Raw genomic sequence first — 16,535 nt, forward strand, 5'->3', positions numbered from 1 at the left:
CGCTACCCGGTGATCAGGCCGAGCAGCCGCCCGGCTCCGCGATCGCCACGCTCGGCGGCGGGAAGCAGGCAACGCACGGCCAGCGCGGAGTCGAAGTGCTCGGGCCGCAAGGCCTGCCCGGCCCTGACGACCTCGGCGCCTGAGTGCGGGGATCCGGCCAGGTCAGCCCCCGTGGGCGGAGATCCGGACGGGTGCGCCCCCGTGGGCGGGGCTTCGGACGGGTGCGCGCCCGTGGGCGGGGATTCGGTGACCGGTCGCCAGCGGGCGGCGAAGGCCTCGAACGCGGCCGAGGTGAAGTTGCTGGCGTGCGGCGCCGGCCGGTCCCAGCTCAGGAAGAGCCTGACCAGCCCGGGGTCCGCGCCGTCCAGCAGCTCGTGCCCCCAGATGGCGTGGTTCCTGCTGGTGGAGAACTTCAGGCCGTCGAGGCGGTAGAACTCGTTCGTCACCAGCCCGCCGAGCGCCGCGCGATCCGGCACCCCGGCCGCGGACAGGATCGCCGGGAACAACACCGCGTAGTAGAAGGCGTTGTCCAGGCCGAGGAAGACCCAGAGCCCGGAGACCGAACGCCAGGCGGCGGCGTACTCCGCCATGGTCCTGGCCCGGGGGTCGATGGCACGGCCCACCGCGTACAGGTAGGCCAGGCCCATCTCGAACCAGACGTCCAGACGTTGCCCGCCGCGAACCTCGATCCCCCAGTCGGAGGGGTAGCACACCGGGATGTCCGGGAGGCCCTCGTCCAGCAGGCGGCCGAGCAGGGCTCGGCACCGGGCGGGGATGACGGCGCGCGACCAGATGCCGGTGAGCCTCTCCCTGTGCTCCTCCAGCGGGAGGGTCAGCCGCCGTCCTGTCACGGTCACCGGCGGCCCGCCGCACACCGTGCACACGGGGTCCACCAGGTCGGCCGCGGAGGCGTACCCGCCGCAGCCCTCGCAGGTGCCGCCCCCCATGGAGGCCCCGCAGCCGGGGCAGCCGCCGCTGACGTAGGCGTGGTGGAGGGTGGCGCGACAGTCTCCGCACACCGTCAGCGTGTGCTCGCGGGTCACGACGACCCCCGCCTCGACCAGCTCGTCCAGCAGTCCTGTCACCGCCCGCCGGTACTCATGGTCGCCTCGCGGCGAGGTGAAGACGTCGTGGTCGACGCGGATCGCCTTGAGCACCTCGGCGATGCGCGTGCCGTAGTCGGCGATCACCTTGTCGGGGTCGAGACCGAGGGCCCGCGCCTTGGCGGGCACGTAGTTCTGGTGGTCGTCGGTGCCGCAGACGGTCAGCACGCGCTCGCCGCGCGCCCTGGCCGCGCGGGCCGCGACGTCGGCGGCGACGTACGGTCCCGACAGGTGACCGACGTGCAGCGGGCCGTTGGGGGTGGGGGGCGGCGACACGAGCACCGTCAGCCCGCCCGTCTCGTCATCGCGCATGGCCGGCCCCTTCGGGCATCCAGTACATGCTGAGCAGGACGAGCGGGTCCCCTGCCGACCTGTTGTGGATCACGTGGCGCTCCTGGGAGCCGAGCAGGATCGCGGAGCCGGCCGGCGCGTGCTCTCGCGCGCCGGCCACGTCAAAATCCGCATCGCCCTCCACGACGACCGCCAGCTCGATTTCCGGGTGCTGGTCCGCCTGGCTGGAGGAATTGGGCGGAATAACGCACCACATCGCGCCGAAAGGCATGAAGTCAGTGCCGCCGTATTCCGTCCAGCGGCCGATTTCAATTCCGTACTCCTCGGTGAGGGCAGCCGTGGAACTGCTGAACTTCTGCATGCCGATCATCTCCCGTACCTGCGAGGACGGGTCCCCAGAAGCTGTCGCGCAGCGGCATTGGGGACCGATGACAGCAATACTCGCAACGCGCTCTGGTCGCTCACTAGAGAGTCGCTTGTGGCCGGCAAAAGGCGGCCTTTCCAGCGGTTGCCGCATTCGTTAGTCTCCGGCCATGACAGTAGGCGAAAGGCCGCTTGTTTACGCGCCGCGCACGACGGTCGCCCTCCCCCGTCACCGTTTGCGCGGATGGACGGTCAAGGGTTATGGCATCTCGGCGACCCGGGAACGCCCGCCAGAGGAGGTCCTCGAAGCGGCCCGCGTGGCGGCCGGCCGCACCCTGCCGCCGGCGTACGACGCCGAGCCGTCGTACGCGTTCACCGTGGTGCACGAGGACGCCGACGGCTGCTACGTGGTCGTCGCCTGGTGGAGCCGCAACAAGGTGATCCTGCACTCCAGGACCTGGCTGTCCGGCTGGGACGATCCCGCCGCCTGGCGACCCGCCCCCGCGCACGCCACGGCCTGCGTCTGGGAGCTGGCCGCCATCGCCGCCGAACGGGACGCCTGGGTACGGCACGTCGCCTCCCAGCACACCCCCGACTTCGCCGCCTACCTTTCCGCCACCCATTCCGGAGTCTTCTAGGAGCCATGCCGTGACAACGACGACTCATCCACCCGGCTCCGGCACGTCGCCCCCGGTCGCGGCCGGTCGGCGCGCCCTGCTCGCCGTGGGCATCACCCTGCTGGCGACGTTCATGGACCTGCTGGACGCGACGATCGTCGGCGTGGCCATCCCGCGGATGCAGCGCGACCTGTTCGCGGGCAATTCCGCGATGCAGTGGGTGGTCGCCGCGTATGTGCTGGCCTTCGCCGTCCTGCTGGTCATCGGTGGCCGGCTCGGCGACATCGTCGGCCGCAAGAAGATGTTCCTCGCGGGCGTCGCCGGCTTCACCGTGGCCTCGATCGCCTGCGCCCTGGCCTTCACTCCTGCCATGCTGATCGGCGCCCGTGTCCTCCAGGGCGCGTCGGCGGCGATCATGATCCCGCAGGTGCTGTCGGTGATCAGGGTGGAGCTCCCCGAAGCCCAGCGCGGTCCGGCCTACGCCCTGTACGGCATCGTGACCAGCCTGGCCACGGTCCTGGGGCCGATCACCGGCGGGCTCCTGATCGAGGCGGACCTGTTCGGCCTGGGCTGGCGGATGATCTTCCTGATCAACGTGCCGACGGGACTGCTGGCCTTCGCGGCGGCGTCCGTGCTGCTGCGCGACTCCCGGGAGCGCGAGTCGCAGCGCCTTGACCTGATCGGCGCCGGGCTGCTGGCGGCCGCGCTGATGTTGCTGCTGTATCCGCTGGTGCAGGGCCACGAGACGGGCTGGCCGGTCGCCGGGTTCGTAGCCATGGCCTGCTCGTTGCCGCTGTTCGCGGCCTTCGCCCGCTATGAGCTGGCCAAGGCCGCGCGGGACGGCTCGCCTCTGGTGGCGCTGCCGCTCTTCCGGCGTCCCGCCTTCACCGGCGGGCTGCTGCTGTCCTTCCTGCTGTTCTCACAGGTGTCGTCGTTCTTCTTCGTCTTCGTCATCCACCTGCAGACGGGGCTGGGGTTCTCGCCGCTGCGCACGGGCGTCACGCTGTTGTGGTGGTCGGCGGGCGTGATCGTCGCGGGCGGCCTCGCCGTCCGGCTGGCGCCACGTCTGGGGCGGCGGCTGCTGGGCGCCGGCCTGCTGCTGATGGCGCTCGGCATGGCCGGGATGAGTCTCACCCTGCACCTCGTCGGCACCGGGATCACCCCCTGGGTGGTCGGACCTGCCATGATCCTGACGGCGCTGGGTGTGGGCGCCATCACGCCGGTGCTGCTCGACACCGTCATCGCCCGCGTCCCCGCGCGGGACGCGGGCGCCGCCTCCGGCGTGATCAACACGATGATGCAGGTCGGAGCGGCCGCGGGCGTCGCCATCGTGGGCGCGCTCTTCTTCACCGTCCTGTCCGCCCAGGCGGCGGGCCGCGCCGACGCGCTCGTCCCCCGGCTCCGCGCCGAGGTCGCCGCCGCCGAGGTCGTCCCCGCCCGCACGCAGGCCGCGGCGGTCATCGCGCTGCGCGACTGCGTGGACGAGCGGGTGGACACCCGCAACTCGTTCCTGCCGCCGCCCGCCTGCTTCGCCGCCATGGGCCGCCCGGAGGCGATCCCGCCCGGCACCGCCGTCCGGGTCCTGGAGAACCTGGAGCAGGAGATCACGGCGGCCAGGCAGGAGTCCTTCACCCTCGCCCTGAAGGTGGCCGTCTGGTATCACGTGCTCGCCGCGCTGCTGGGCCTGGCCCTGATCCGGCTACTGCCCCGGTGACGGGTCGAGCCAGTGGTGGGTGAGGTCGCGTACGGCCTGCCGCCATCGCTCCGCTTCCTCACCGGAGGCGATCGCGTCCGCGGCGCTGTGCAGGACGGTGAACAGCAGCGAGGCGGCGATGTGCGGATCGACGTCGCGGAACGCGCCGTCGATCATGCCGCGGCGCAGCCCCTTGGCGATGGCGGCGATGAGGTCGGGATCGGCGTCGGAGGGGCCGAGGGCGGCGGTGGAGTGGAAGATGGCGTCGTGGAGCCCGCCTGGCCGGGCGATGGTGTCGATGGCCGCGGCGCATTCGGCGTCGAGTGTGGCCCACCAGTCGACCGGCTCGGTGCTCTCGGCGAGTTCCTGGAACCGGTCCACATAACCGCGCAGGAACCGGTCTCGGATGGCGGTCAGCATCTCTTCCCACGAGGAGAAGTAGACGTAGAAGGTGCCCTTGGCGGCGCCCGCCTCGGCGGTGACCGCCTGGACCCAGTTGGTCACCTGCTGACCGGACTGCAGGAGCCGGGTGGCTGCCTCGATCAGCTCGATGCGCCTGGCTTCGGGGGAGAGACGGCGGCGAGCCCGGGAAACAACCACGGCATCAGGTTAGTGGACCTTCGCGATGAGAAGCTCGCTGACGCCGCGCAGGTTGATGTGCTCCCGGTACGGCGGCGGGTCCGCGACGAGCTCGGCTCCCCGTACGCGCTGCGCGAACCTGGCCAGCGCCACCCGGCCTTCGAGCCTGGCCAGCGGCGCGCCGAGGCAGTAGTGCGCCCCCTGGCCGAGGCCCAGGTGCCGCACCTGGGCACGATGCGGGTCGAACCGGTCGGGGTCCGGGTTCGCGTCGGGATCCCGGTTGGCCGCCGCCAGGAGCAGGATGACCATGTCGCCGGCCGGCACGTGCACCTCCCCGATCGTCATGGCCTGGCTCGCGACCCGGGCGGTGAGCTGGACGGGCGGGTCGTGGCGCAGCACCTCCTCGACGACAGCGGGCGCCAGGCCGGGGTCGGCGCGCAGGGCGGCGAACTGGCCGGGGTGACGCAGCAGGGCGAGCACGCCGTTGGCGATCAGGTTGACCGTGGTCTCGTGCCCCGCCACCAGCAGCAGGACGACGGTGGCCACCAGCTCGTCGTGACTGAGCTGGTCACCGCCGTCCTCGGCGGCGATCAGGTCGGAGATCAGGTCCTCGCTGCGCGGCCTGGCACGCCTGCCGGCGACGAGGTCGTTGACGTAGCGGTGCATCTCGACCATGCCGGCCAGCCACTCCTCGTCCTCGCCCCCATCGGCCGAGAACCCGTCGAGCAGCCGGGTGAGCTGAGCGGACCACCGGCGGAACAACGGCTCGTCGGCCAGCGGGACGCCGAGCATGCGGCAGATCACCATCACCGGCAGGGGATGCGCGAAGTCGGACAGCACGTCGAAGGTGTCTCCCGCGCGATCGAGGCACTGGTCCACCAGGCGCGTGATGGACGGCTCCATCCGGGCGACGGTACGGGCGGTGAAGGCGCTGCTGACCAGGCGCCGCAGCCTCGTGTGGTCCGGGGGGTCCTGGGAGAGGAACCACCGCTGCCGCACTGAGGACGGCGCGTCCGGGGGGTAGAGGTCCTCGTGGGACGTGGAGCCGGTGTGCTGCCGCTCGGCGCTGAGCCGCGGGTCGCGCAGCAGCCGCTCGCAGTCGCGATATCCCGTCACCACCACGGTCCGCATCGGCTCGATCCACACCGGACCGAGAGCGCGGAGCCGCGCGTAGATCGGGTACGGGTCGGCTCTCGACGCCGGTTCGAGCAGCTCGCCGACCAGCTGGAGACCCATTGCCTCATTCATCTTCGCCCTCCGACAACTATTGACCTGAGGTCAGTATTGATGACCTCGGGTCAATAAGTCAACGAGTCCGAATCAGGCGGTCGCGTCGTCTCCGTAGATCCGCAGCCGGAGCTCGCGCGCCTTGGTCATGTGCTCGCGCGCCAGCTCGTAGGCCCGGTCGGAGTCACGTTTCTCGATGGCGTCGATGATCTCCGCGTGCTCCACGATGGCCTCCTCCCACCGCCCGGGCATCGACAACGTCGTCCACGGGTATCGGGTGAGGTGGTTGTTGAGGCGCGTGAGCAGGTCGACGATGGTGCCGTTGTGGCTGGCCGCCCAGATCGCCTCGTGCACCGCCCGGTTCGACTCGGCCATCGCCGCCGGGTCCGAGGCCGGCGTGGCGGTCATCGTCTTCTGCGCGCGGCTGATGCGGACGAGGTCGAAGTCGCTGCGCCGCTGGGCCGCGCCCGCCGCCGCCGTGGCCTCCAGGGCGATCCGCGCCTCGTAGATCTCCAGGATCTCCTCGGGGCTACGCGTGCGCACCCGCATGCCGCGATCCGCGCGCTCGACCAGGCCGTCCTGCTGGAGCCTGCGCAACGCCTCGCGAACGGGGGTGCGGCTGGTGCCGTATCGCTCCGCGAGCGTGGTCTCGACGAGGGCCGCCCCCGGAGCCAGCGTGCCGTCGACGATCTCGGCGCGCAACCGGTCGTAGACCTCGGACAGGGGGCCCTCCTCACATCGCATCCGCTCAGGTGGCGAGCATACCGTTGTATGCAGTCATGACCGCTGTGTGCCCGCGAGCGTGCTGCGGCGTCTGCGGACGATCGGCAGCACCACCGGGATGACCAGCGACAACACCGCCGCCACCCAGAGCACCACGGTGATCGGGCCGGACACCAGGATGGACGGGTCGCCCTCGGACAGGATGAGGGCGCGGCGCAGTTGTTGCTCGGCGATCGGGCCGAGGATCAGCCCCACCACGGCGGGGGCCAGCGGGATGCCCGCCTCCCGCATGAGCAGTCCGATCAGCCCGAGCACGCACAGGACGATCAGGTCCGTCGCGGTGCCCCCCGCGGCGTACGCGCCGAGCGCGGCGAACATGAGCACGGCGGCGTAGATGGCGTAGGGCGGGATGGTGAGCAACCTGGCCCACACCTTCGCCAGCGGGAGGTTGAGCACCAGCAACATCACGTTGCCGACGTACAGGCTGGCGATCAGTGTCCACACCAGCGGCCCCGACTCCTCGAACAGCGCGGGCCCGGGCTGCAGGCCGTACGACTGGAAGGCGGTGAGGATCACCGCGGCGGTCGCCGAGGTCGGCAGGCCGATCGTCAGCAGCGGCACGAGCACCCCGGCCGCGGCGGCGTTGTTGGCCGCCTCCGGCCCGGCCACCCCCTCGATCGCGCCCCGGCCGAACTCCTCACGGTGCCGGGACAGCCGCTTCTCCACCGTGTAGCTGAGGAACGTCGGGATCTCGGCGCCGCCGGCGGGCAGGCTGCCGATCGGGAAGCCGAGCGCGGTGCCGCGCAGCCAGGCCGGCCAAGACCGGCGCAGGTCCGCGCGGGAGAGCACGGCGCGCCCGCGCAACGGCTGCACGGTGGAGTGCCCGAGGCCGCTCATGACGCGGCTGAAGGTCTCCCCCAGCGCGAACAGGGCGACCACGACGATGACCACGTCGATGCCGTCGAGCAGGGAGTCCACCCCGAACACCAGCCTGGGCTGCCCGGTCTGGGAGTCGATGCCGATCAGCCCGATGGTCAGGCCCACCAGGAGGCTGGCCAGGCCCTTGAGCAGGTTCGGCCCCAGCAGCGCGCTGACCGTGGTGAAGGCGACCGCCATCAGGGCGACGTACTCGGGCGGCCCGAAGCTGGTGGCGAAGCCGGCGACGGCCGGGGCCAGGAAGGTCAGGCCGACGGTGCCGATCGTGCCGGCCACGAAGCTGCCGATCGCCGCCGTGGCCAGCGCCGAGGCCGCGCGCCCCGCCCGCGCCATCTTGTTGCCCTCGATCGCGGCGATGATCGAGGCGCTCTCGCCGGGCGTGTTGAGCAGGATCGAGGTGGTCGATCCGCCGTACATGCCGCCGTAGTAGATGCCGGCGAAGAGGATGAGCGCGCTCGACGCCTCCAGCCGGAACGTGATCGGCAGCAGCAGCGCCACGGTGAGCGCGGGGCCGATGCCGGGAAGCACGCCGACCGCCGTGCCGATGGTGACGCCCATCAGCGCCCACAGCAGGTGCATCGGGGTCAGCGCGCCGGCGAAGCCCTCCAGGAGGAGCGTGATCTGCTCCATTGTCAGAACCCCCAGGGTCCGGTGGGCAGGGTGAGCCCGATGAGCCGGTCGAAGAGCACGAAGGCGATCGCCGCCAGCGACCATCCGCAGGCGTACAGCCGCCAGCCGTGTGGCCCCCCGAGCAGCAGGGCCGTGGCGACGAAGAGGCCGGTCGAGCCGACCACGTAGCCGACGACCGGCAGCAGCAGGGCGAAGGCCACGAGCACGGCGGCCAGCGCCCCCACCCGCAGCGCGGCGTGACGGCGCAGCGGTCGTCCGCGGGTGGCCGAGCGCAGGTCGCGCAGGGAGCGCAGCACCAGCCAGAACCCGGTGAGCGCGAGCAGGACGCCGAGCGCGATCGGCGTCACCGCGGGACCCATCGCGCTCCCGTCGGCGGGCAGCCCGCTCGCGTTCGCGATCATCACCGGCCCGGCCACGACCATGAGGCCGCCGAAGGCCAGGGAGCTCAGCGCGGTCCGGCGGTCACAGCTCGGGTCCTGCTCGGGCTCCGCGGTGTCGCTCACCTGCTCATTCGTGTCCGTGGTCATGACCGTCCCAATCCGATCTCCTTGAGAACCTGTGCCACCCGGTCCTGCTCCGACCGGATGAACTCCTCGAACTCCGGGCCGGCCAGCGTGGCGTCGCCCCAGCCGCGGTCGGCGAGCGCCGCCTTCCACTCCTTGGTACGCGTCATGTCGAGCAGCACCTGCTCCAGCGCGCGTTCCTGCTCAGGGGTGATCCCTTTCGGCGCGACCACGCCACGCCAGTTCTGCAACTCCACGTCGAGCCCGGTCTCGCGGAGCGTCGGCACGTCGGGCAGTTCGGGCAGCCGTTTCGGGCTGGAGACCGCGAGCGCGCGCACCTGTCCGGCCTTGATCTGCGGCATGATCTCGGAAACCCCGGAGATGCCGATGGTGGAGCGGCCGGAGAGCAGGGTGGTGAGCGCCTCGCCGCCGCCGGAGTGGGCCACGTAGCTCACCTTCGCCGGGTCGACGCCGACGGCCTTCGCGGTCAGCCCGGCGAGGATCTGCTCGACCCCGCCGGCCGAGCCGCCGGAGATCGACACGGCGGGCAGATCCTTCCGCATCGCGTCGGCCACCGCCTTCATGTCCTTGAGCGGGGACTTCGCCGCGGCGACCACGACCTGGTAGTCGGTGGTGAGCCGGACCAGCGGGACGGTCTCGGCCAGCGTGTACGGCGAGTCGTTGGTCTCGACCGCGCCGATCATGATGAGGCCGGTCGTCATGAGCTGGCTGGGGTCGCCCTTCAGCCGGACGAACTGGCTGAGGCCGATCGTGCCGCCCGCCCCCGCGACGTTGTACACCTCGCTGCGGCCGACGAGGTCGCGCAGCGCTCCCTGCATCTCACGCGAGGTCTGGTCCCATCCGCCGCCGGGGGCCGCGGGCGCCATGATCCGCAGTTGCCTGCCGTCGAGCGCCTGGGCCAGCGCGGAGCCGGCCCGCTCGTCGTCCGCCGGCGCGGTCGCGACGAGCGCGCCGGTGGCCAGCAGCGCGACCACCAGCGCGGCCCACCGCCTGAGAAGAGTCATCTCACCGTTCCCCGAATCCCATTGTCAGACTCTATGGTGTACGACTGTATACACTCATATGCAATTGAGAACAAGACTTGGAGAGCACGATGCAACGAGACGCTTTCGACGTCGTGGTGGTCGGTGGCGGAAACGCCGGATTCAGCGCCGCGCACGCCGCCGCCGAGCGCGGACGCCGCGTTCTCCTGCTGGAGCGGGGCCCCGCGGAGGAGCCGGGCGGCAACAGCTACTACACCGCGGGAGCCTTCCGCGTCGCGCACGACGGCCTGCCCGACGTCGCCGGCCTCCTCGACCCCGACGACCGGCACGCCGTCACCGTGCTGCCCTCCTACTCGGCGGCGGACTTCGCGGCCGACATGGCCAAGGTCACCGGCGACCGCAACGACAAGGCGCTCACCGAGGTGCTGATCGGCGAGAGCGCCGCGACCCTACGCTGGCTGCACGGCAAGGGGCTGCGCTTCCGGCTCATGTACGAGCGGCAGGCCTACCCCGACGGCGACGGCCGGCAGGTCTTCTGGGGCGGGCTGGCCGTCGGCAGCACCGGCGGCGGCAAGGGCCTGATCGAGCAGCACACTCGGGCGGCGCGGCAGGCCGGGGTGGAGATCCGCTACGGCGTTCGGGCCCGCTCACTCACGCTCGACGGGGGCCGCGGGGTCGCCTGGGAGGACGCCGAGGGCCGCGACGGCGTGGTCCACGCGGAATCGGTGGTGCTCGCGGCCGGCGGGTTCGAAGCCAACGCGGACATGCGCCGCGAGCACCTCGGCGAGGGCTGGCACCTGGCCAAGGTGCGCGGGACGCCGTACAACACCGGTGACATGCTCGCCGCGGCCATCGCCGCCGGCGCGGGCACGCACGGCGACTGGAGCACCTGTCACAGCGTCGCCTGGGACGCCTGGCACAAGGAGAACGAGAGCAACCGCGAGCTCACCAACCAGCTCACCCGTGGCGGGTACCCGCTGGGCATCGTGGTCAACGCCGAGGGCCGGCGCTTCCTCGACGAGGGCGCCGACTTCCGCAACCTCACCTACGCCAAGTACGGCGCCCGCATCCTCGCCCAGCCGGGCGGCCTGGCCTTCCAGCTCTTCGACGCCACCACCCGGCCCGAACTGCGGGTCGAGGAGTACGACATGCCCGGCGCCTCCGTCGTCACCGGGAACACCCTCGACGAACTGGCCGCCGGGATGGGCGTGGACGCGGCGGCGCTGCTTGGGACCGTCACGGAGTTCAACGCCTCGATCGACCGGTCGGTCCCCCTCGACCTGTCCGTGCTCGACGGCCGCGCGGCCGGCACGACGCCGCCGAAGTCGAACTGGGCCATCCCGCTGGAGCGCGCCCCGTACTACGCGTTCCCGGTGACCTGCGGCATCACCTTCACCTTCGGCGGCCTGCGCGCCGGCACCCACGGCCAGGTCCTGCGCGGCGACGGCGAGCCCATCCCCGGCCTGTTCGTCTGCGGCGAGATGCTCGGCGGCCTGTTCAGCGGCAACTACCCGGGCGGCACCGGCCTCACCTCCGGCGCGGTCTTCGGCCGCCGCGCCGGCTCACGCGCCTGACCCACCCCGGGAGCCGTCAGTAGCGGTTCATCTTGGAGTCCAGGGCGAGACCGGCGTCGATGGCCTTCGCGGGAATCTTGAGGCCCATGTGGTCCTTGGCGATCCGCCCGAGCGTGGGCAGGCTCCTGCGCTCCGGCCAGGTCTCGGGATCCCACAACGACGAGCGCAGGAACGCCTTCGCGCAGTGCATGTACAGCTCCTCGACGTCCACGAGGACCGCCAGCCGGGGCCGCTTGCCCTGGACCATCAGGTCGTCGAAGAACGGCGCGTCCGACACGAGCGTCGCGCGGCCGTTCACGCGCAGCGTCTCGTTCATCCCCGGTACGAGGAACAGCAGCCCGACGTGGGGGTTGTCCAGCACGTTGCGGAAGCTGTCGAGCCGATGGTTGCCCGGCCGGTCGGCGAGCGCCAGCCGGTGGTCGTCGAGGACCAGCACCGATCCGGCGGGGTCGCCCCGGGGCGAGACGTCGCAGATCCCGTCCGAGCTGGAGGTCGCGAGGAGCACGAACGGCGAGTGCGCGATGATCGTGCGCGCGTGCTCGTCGATCCGGGCGATGTCCTTGTCCCAGATGGTCTGCGGCGGATCTTTGACGATCTCGCGGAGCTCGGCCTCGGTGCTCACCGTACGAATCTCAGAAGGATCTGTCACGTGGCTAAGGTAAGCCTAACCATTGAGCGGCGTCGAGGCTGTCAGTACCGTGTCCTTCCGTGACCAGGCAGACGCGTACGCTGCCCGCCCTCGCGGCGGGGCGGGTCGAGATGCCGTACGCGATCCTGACCTGGAGCGAGTCCTTCGCCTGCGACACCACCTGGAACGAGCACTCCCACCCCTTCCACGAGCTGCTCTGGAACGAGCGGGGCGCGTCCACGGCCGTGGTGGGGTCGCGCGCCTGGACGATCACCCCCACGCTGCTGGAGCGGCTGGCCGGCACGGATTTGGCGCCCGGGTCGCGGGCGGTGACCGAGGCGATGGTGCTCGACGTGCTCACCCCCTCCTCGCACGAGCTGCTCCTGCACGTGCCCACCTCCGACCTGCTGCGCCCGATCGCCGACGCCGTACGGGACGACCCCGGCGATCGGCCGCCGTCGGCCTGATCGCGTTCGACACCCGCTACCCGGTGGGCGTCGTCACCGGCGTGCTCGGGGCGCCGTACCTCGTCTATCTGATCGTCCGTACGAACCGGGGCGGCGGCCAGATCTGACCGCCGCCCGGGTCCGGCGTGAACCGGGTTACAGGTCGCGCCGCCACCGGTCGATCTCGTCGTCCAGCGCCTGCTCGTCGAGCGTGGGCACGAAGATGCTGGTCGCCCAGGCCACCAGCAGGCTCACGAAGCCCTCGTCCTCCTCGTCCGCCTGACCGTTGACGTGGAACCAGGTGATCAGCGGGGCCGCGTGCGGCGTCGACGCGTCGCACTCCGGGCACAGCACCACACCGGTGTAGCCGTTGACCGGCTCGCCCGCCGTGTTGGTCCACGTGTGGGGCGCCCGCGCGTACAGGAGGGACTCGCCGCCGCAGCGCGGGCACGCCGGGGCGTCGTCGGTGGCGATGACGTCGATGCGGCGGGTCACAGCGAGATCGATTCCGGCCCGAGCAGGGCCTTGATGTCGGCGGCGAAGCTCGGCGCGGCGTTGACCGGCCATTCCGGCAGCGACATCATGATCACCTTGCCCGCCGGCCGTCGCAGGTTGATGTGCAGCGGCACCTGGCCCTGGTGGGTCTTCAGCACCTGCCGCAGCTCATCCAGCAGGTTCGGGGTGATGCGTTCCTCCCGCAGGAGCAGGGTGATCGGGGCGCCGTTCTCGCTGTTGACGCCGGACACGTCGATCAGCGTCATCTCCTGGGCGAAGATCGAGATGGCGCCGTCGCGGTTGTTGATCTGGCCGCGTACGGAGGCCACGATGTCCGGCCGCAGTTCAGGCCCGTACAGCTCGTAGTTGCGCGGGAAGAACAGGCACTCGACGGCGGCGTCCATGTCCTCGACGGTGAGGATGGCCCACGTGTTGCCCGCCTTGTTCACCCGCCGGTCCACCTTGGTGACCAGGCCGGCCACCTGGACGTCGCCGCGGTCGTCGCGGCCGCTGTCCAGCAGGTCGGCGATCGCGGTGTCGCGGTTCCTGGCCAGGAGGCGTTCGGTGCCGGCCAGGGGGTGGTCGGACACGTAGAGACCGAGCATTTCCCGCTCGAAGTCCAGCTTGGTCTTCTTGTCCCACTCGCCGTCGGGGATGGCGATGGAGAACACCTCGTCGTCGCCGTCGTCGGCGAGGCCGCCGAACAACGAGTCCTGGCCGTGCGCCTCGTTCTTCTTGATGTCGATGACGGACTCGACGGCCTGCTCGTGGATCATGAGCAGGCCCTTGCGCGGGTGTTCGAGGGAGTCGTACGCGCCCGCCTTGATCAGCGATTCGATGACCCTCTTGTTGCAGGCGGTCAGCGGCACCTTGCCGAGGAAGTCGTTGAAGTCGGTGAAGCGGCCCTTCTCCGTGCGGGACTTCACGATGCCATCGACGACGTTCTCCCCCACGTTGCGGACCGCGCCCATGCCGAAGCGCACCTGGGTGTCTCCGACGGCGACGAAGTCGAGCTGGGAGTCGTTGACGTCCGGCGGGAGCACCTGGATGCCCATCTTGCGGCACTCGGCCAGGTAGATGGCCGCCTTGTCCTTGTCGTCACCGACCGAGGTGAGCAGGGCGGCCATGTACTCGGCGGGGTAGTTGGCCTTCAGATGCGCGGTCCAGTAGGCGACCAGACCGTAGCCGGCGGTGTGGGACTTGTTGAACGCGTAGCCGGAGAAGGGCACCATGACGTCCCACAACGCCTTGATCGCCTCGTCGCCGTAGCCGTTGGCCTGCATGCCGGCCGAGAACTTGTCCCATTCGGCGTCCAGGACCTCTTTCTTCTTCTTGCCCATGGCGCGGCGCAGCATGTCGGCGCCGCCGAGGGTGTAGCCGGCCAGCTCCCGCGCCACGGCCATGATCTGCTCCTGATAGACGAGCAGGTGGAAGGTGGTTCCCAGGATCGGTTCGAGCGCCTCCTTGAGCTCCGGGTGGATGGGCTCGATGTCCTGGCGGGCGTTCTTGCGGTGGGCGTAGTTGGTGTGCGCGTTGGCCGCCATCGGGCCGGGCCGGTAGAGGGCGAGCACGGCTGCGATGTCCTCGAACCGGGTCGGCTCCATGAGCTTGAGCAACTGCCGCATCGGGCCGCCGTCGAGCTGGAACACGCCCAGGGTGTCGCCGCGGGCCAGGAGCTGGTAGGTCTTGGCGTCGTCGAGCGGCATCGTCAGCGTGTCGAGCTCGATGCCCCGGTTCTGCTTGATGATCTTGATGGCGTGGTCGAGGATGCCCAGGTTCCTCAGCCCCAGGAAGTCCATCTTGACCAGACCCATGTCCTCGCAGGACGGGTAGTCGAACCCGGTGATCACCACGCCGTCCTTGTCCCGCCTGTGCATGGGGATCAGGTCAAGCAGCGGCGTCGAGGACAGGATCACCGCGGCCGCGTGCACGCCGGTGCCGCGGATCAGCCCCTCGATGCCGCGGCCCGTGTCGATGACCTTCTTGACGTCGGCGTCGTTGTCGTAGAGAGCGCGCAGTTCGGTGCCCTCGTTGTAGCGGGGATGGTCCTCGTTGAAGATGTCAGAGAGGGGTACGCCCTTGCCCATGACGTCCGGCGGCATCGCCTTGGTGATCTTGTCGCCCATCGCGAACGGGTAGCCGAGGATCCGGCTCGCGTCCTTGACGGCGGCCTTGGCCTTGATCGTGCCGAAGGTGTTGACCTGCGCGGTGTACGCGCTGCCGTACTTCTCGGTGACGTAGGCCACCATGCGGTCCCGATGACGGTCGTCGAAGTCGAGGTCGACGTCCGGCGGGTTGATGCGCTCCGGATTGAGGAACCGCTCGAACAGCAGGCCGTGCTCCAGCGGGTCGAGCTCGGTGATGCGGGTGGCGTAGGCCACGATCGAACCGGTGGCGCTACCACGGCCGGGGCCGACGGCGATGCCGTTGTCGCGGGCGTACTTGCAGATGTCGGCGACGACGAGGAAGTAGGAGGAGAAGCCCATCGGGCCGATGACCTTCATCTCGGTCTCGTAGCGCTCCAGCACCTCGGCCGGGACGGGCTCGCCGTAGCGCATGGCCAGGCCGCGCTCGCACTCCTGGCGCAGCCACGACTCCTGCGTCTCGCCCTCGGGCACGTCAGGGTAGTCCGGCATCCGGTCCACCTGGCGGAAGACGTCGCCGTAGTCGCCGATCATCTCGGCCACCAGCAGCGTGTTGTCACAGCCCTCCGGCATCTCGGGGAACAGGGAGTACATGTCCTCGGCCGACTTGAGGTAGTAGCCGGAGCCGTTGAACCGGAACCGGTTCGGGTCGTCCTTGTTCTTGCCCACGCCCACGCACAGGAGGCTGTCGTGCGCGTCGGCCTGGTCCTCGGTCACGTAGTGGGAGTCGTTGGTGACCAGCAGCGGGATGTCGAGCTGCTTGGCCAGCCGCAGCAGGTCCTCCCGGACGTCCCGCTCGATGCTGATCCCGTGGTCCATCAGCTCCAGGAAGTAGTTCTCCTTGCCGAAGATCTCCTGGTATTCGCCGGCGACCCTGACCGCCTCGTCGTACTGGCCGAGCCGGATCCGCGTCTGCACCGCGCCCGACGGGCAGCCCGTCGTGGCGATGATCCCGGACGCGTGCTGCGAGATCAGGTCCTGGTCCATGCGCGGCTTGGAGTAGTAGCCCTCGAAGCTCGCCAGCGACGACAGCCGGAACAGGTTCCGCAGCCCGTCGGCGTCCTTGGCCCACATGGTCATGTGCGTGAACCGGCCGCCGCCCGAGACGTCCTTGCCGCCCTCGCCGTCGGCCACCCCGGTCTCGGCCCGCTGCCCCCAGAAGACCGGTTTCTTCACGAACCGGTTCTCCGGCGCGACGTACGCCTCGATCCCCACGATGGGTTTGACCGGCGAGCCCGACGCGACCTTCTGGAACTCGTACGCACCGAACATGTTGCCGTGGTCGCTCATGGCGATCGCCGGCATTCCCAGCCGCTCGGCCTCCTTGAACAGCGGCTTCAGCTTCGCCGCGCCGTCCAGCATGCTGTATTCGGTGTGTACGTGCAGGTGCACGAAGGACTTGCTCACCCGGTCCCCTAACGATCGCCCCGGACAGTCTTACCGGACGAGCCTATTGCGTTTCGTGGGGCACCCGTGGCGCGGCACCCGGGCCTCCGGCACGTTGTTGCCGCCCTGTTGCCGACGCTCCGTACAAGATCCGTGACCGACGGGTCTCCGGCCCGGTCACAAGGGGGCGGGA

General features: G+C 70.5%; 15 protein-coding genes. 4 read left to right on the forward strand and 11 right to left on the reverse strand.

Translation table 11 applies throughout. The features are described 5' to 3' along the window. Positions 1-2: 2 nt before the first annotated feature. Entirely contained in the window at positions 3-1,415 is a 1,413-nt protein-coding gene (locus ACFPZ3_RS29200; protein WP_379517458.1) for a class I tRNA ligase family protein, read from the reverse strand. Then, complete coding sequence (locus ACFPZ3_RS29205) at positions 1,405-1,764, reverse strand: cupin domain-containing protein (protein WP_379517459.1); 360 nt, start codon at positions 1,762-1,764, stop codon at positions 1,405-1,407. Before ACFPZ3_RS29205 ends, ACFPZ3_RS29200 begins: the two co-directional genes overlap by 11 nt. 163 nt (positions 1,765-1,927) lie before the next feature. Between ACFPZ3_RS29205 and ACFPZ3_RS29210 the strand changes: the two genes are divergently transcribed. After that, positions 1,928-2,395 (forward strand): hypothetical protein, encoded by a 468-nt coding sequence (locus ACFPZ3_RS29210; RefSeq protein WP_379517460.1) that lies wholly within the window; start codon positions 1,928-1,930, stop codon positions 2,393-2,395. 10 nt (positions 2,396-2,405) lie between these two features. After that, a complete protein-coding gene (locus tag ACFPZ3_RS29215; RefSeq protein WP_379517461.1) occupies positions 2,406-4,088 on the forward strand; it encodes an MFS transporter in 1,683 nt (560 codons plus the stop codon). Here ACFPZ3_RS29215 and ACFPZ3_RS29220 read toward each other — a convergent pair. The 6 genes from ACFPZ3_RS29220 to ACFPZ3_RS29245 form a co-directional block, all read right to left on the reverse strand. Then, entirely contained in the window at positions 4,074-4,667 is a 594-nt protein-coding gene (locus ACFPZ3_RS29220; protein WP_379517462.1) for a TetR/AcrR family transcriptional regulator, read from the reverse strand. The two genes, ACFPZ3_RS29215 and ACFPZ3_RS29220, sit on opposite strands and share 15 nt — an antisense overlap. A gap of 9 nt (positions 4,668-4,676) precedes the next feature. Further along, positions 4,677-5,882 carry a cytochrome P450 gene (locus ACFPZ3_RS29225; protein ID WP_379517463.1) on the reverse strand — a complete coding sequence of 402 codons (1,206 nt, stop codon included), beginning with the start codon at positions 5,880-5,882 and terminating at the stop codon, positions 4,677-4,679. Positions 5,883-5,966: 84 nt separating this feature from the next. Continuing rightward, complete coding sequence (locus tag ACFPZ3_RS29230; protein ID WP_379517464.1) at positions 5,967-6,617, reverse strand: GntR family transcriptional regulator; 651 nt, start codon at positions 6,615-6,617, stop codon at positions 5,967-5,969. A gap of 33 nt (positions 6,618-6,650) precedes the next feature. After that, the gene (locus ACFPZ3_RS29235) at positions 6,651-8,162 is read right to left on the reverse strand and encodes a tripartite tricarboxylate transporter permease (RefSeq protein WP_379517465.1); all 1,512 of its coding nucleotides are present in this window, start codon (positions 8,160-8,162) and stop codon (positions 6,651-6,653) included. A 2-nt stretch (positions 8,163-8,164) separates the two neighbouring features. Then, on the reverse strand, positions 8,165-8,689 hold the full coding sequence (locus ACFPZ3_RS29240; protein WP_379517466.1) for a tripartite tricarboxylate transporter TctB family protein: 525 nt from the start codon (positions 8,687-8,689) through the stop codon (positions 8,165-8,167). Continuing rightward, positions 8,686-9,690 (reverse strand): Bug family tripartite tricarboxylate transporter substrate binding protein, encoded by a 1,005-nt coding sequence (locus tag ACFPZ3_RS29245; protein WP_379517467.1) that lies wholly within the window; start codon positions 9,688-9,690, stop codon positions 8,686-8,688. The genes ACFPZ3_RS29240 and ACFPZ3_RS29245 overlap by 4 nt, the downstream gene beginning before the upstream one ends. 89 nt (positions 9,691-9,779) lie before the next feature. Here ACFPZ3_RS29245 and tcuA point away from each other — a divergent pair, with 89 nt between their 5' ends. Further along, a complete protein-coding gene (gene tcuA, locus ACFPZ3_RS29250; protein ID WP_379517468.1) occupies positions 9,780-11,243 on the forward strand; it encodes an FAD-dependent tricarballylate dehydrogenase TcuA in 1,464 nt (487 codons plus the stop codon). 16 nt (positions 11,244-11,259) lie between these two features. On the opposite strand, the gene ACFPZ3_RS29255 is transcribed toward tcuA, so the two are convergent. Then, on the reverse strand, positions 11,260-11,892 hold the full coding sequence (locus tag ACFPZ3_RS29255; RefSeq protein ID WP_379517469.1) for a pyridoxamine 5'-phosphate oxidase family protein: 633 nt from the start codon (positions 11,890-11,892) through the stop codon (positions 11,260-11,262). A 59-nt stretch (positions 11,893-11,951) separates the two neighbouring features. On the opposite strand from ACFPZ3_RS29255, the gene ACFPZ3_RS29260 reads away from it, so the two are divergent. After that, positions 11,952-12,338: a cupin domain-containing protein gene (locus ACFPZ3_RS29260; RefSeq protein ID WP_379517481.1), complete on the forward strand. Its 387-nt coding sequence runs from the start codon at positions 11,952-11,954 to the stop codon at positions 12,336-12,338. Between the two features lie 135 nt (positions 12,339-12,473). On the opposite strand, the gene ACFPZ3_RS29265 is transcribed toward ACFPZ3_RS29260, so the two are convergent. Continuing rightward, positions 12,474-12,812 carry a DUF6300 family protein gene (locus ACFPZ3_RS29265; RefSeq protein WP_379517470.1) on the reverse strand — a complete coding sequence of 113 codons (339 nt, stop codon included), beginning with the start codon at positions 12,810-12,812 and terminating at the stop codon, positions 12,474-12,476. Then, entirely contained in the window at positions 12,809-16,363 is a 3,555-nt protein-coding gene (dnaE, locus tag ACFPZ3_RS29270) for a DNA polymerase III subunit alpha (protein ID WP_379517471.1), read from the reverse strand. Before dnaE ends, ACFPZ3_RS29265 begins: the two co-directional genes overlap by 4 nt. Positions 16,364-16,535: the final 172 nt, after the last annotated feature.

This window comes from Nonomuraea insulae (assembly GCF_042656245.1).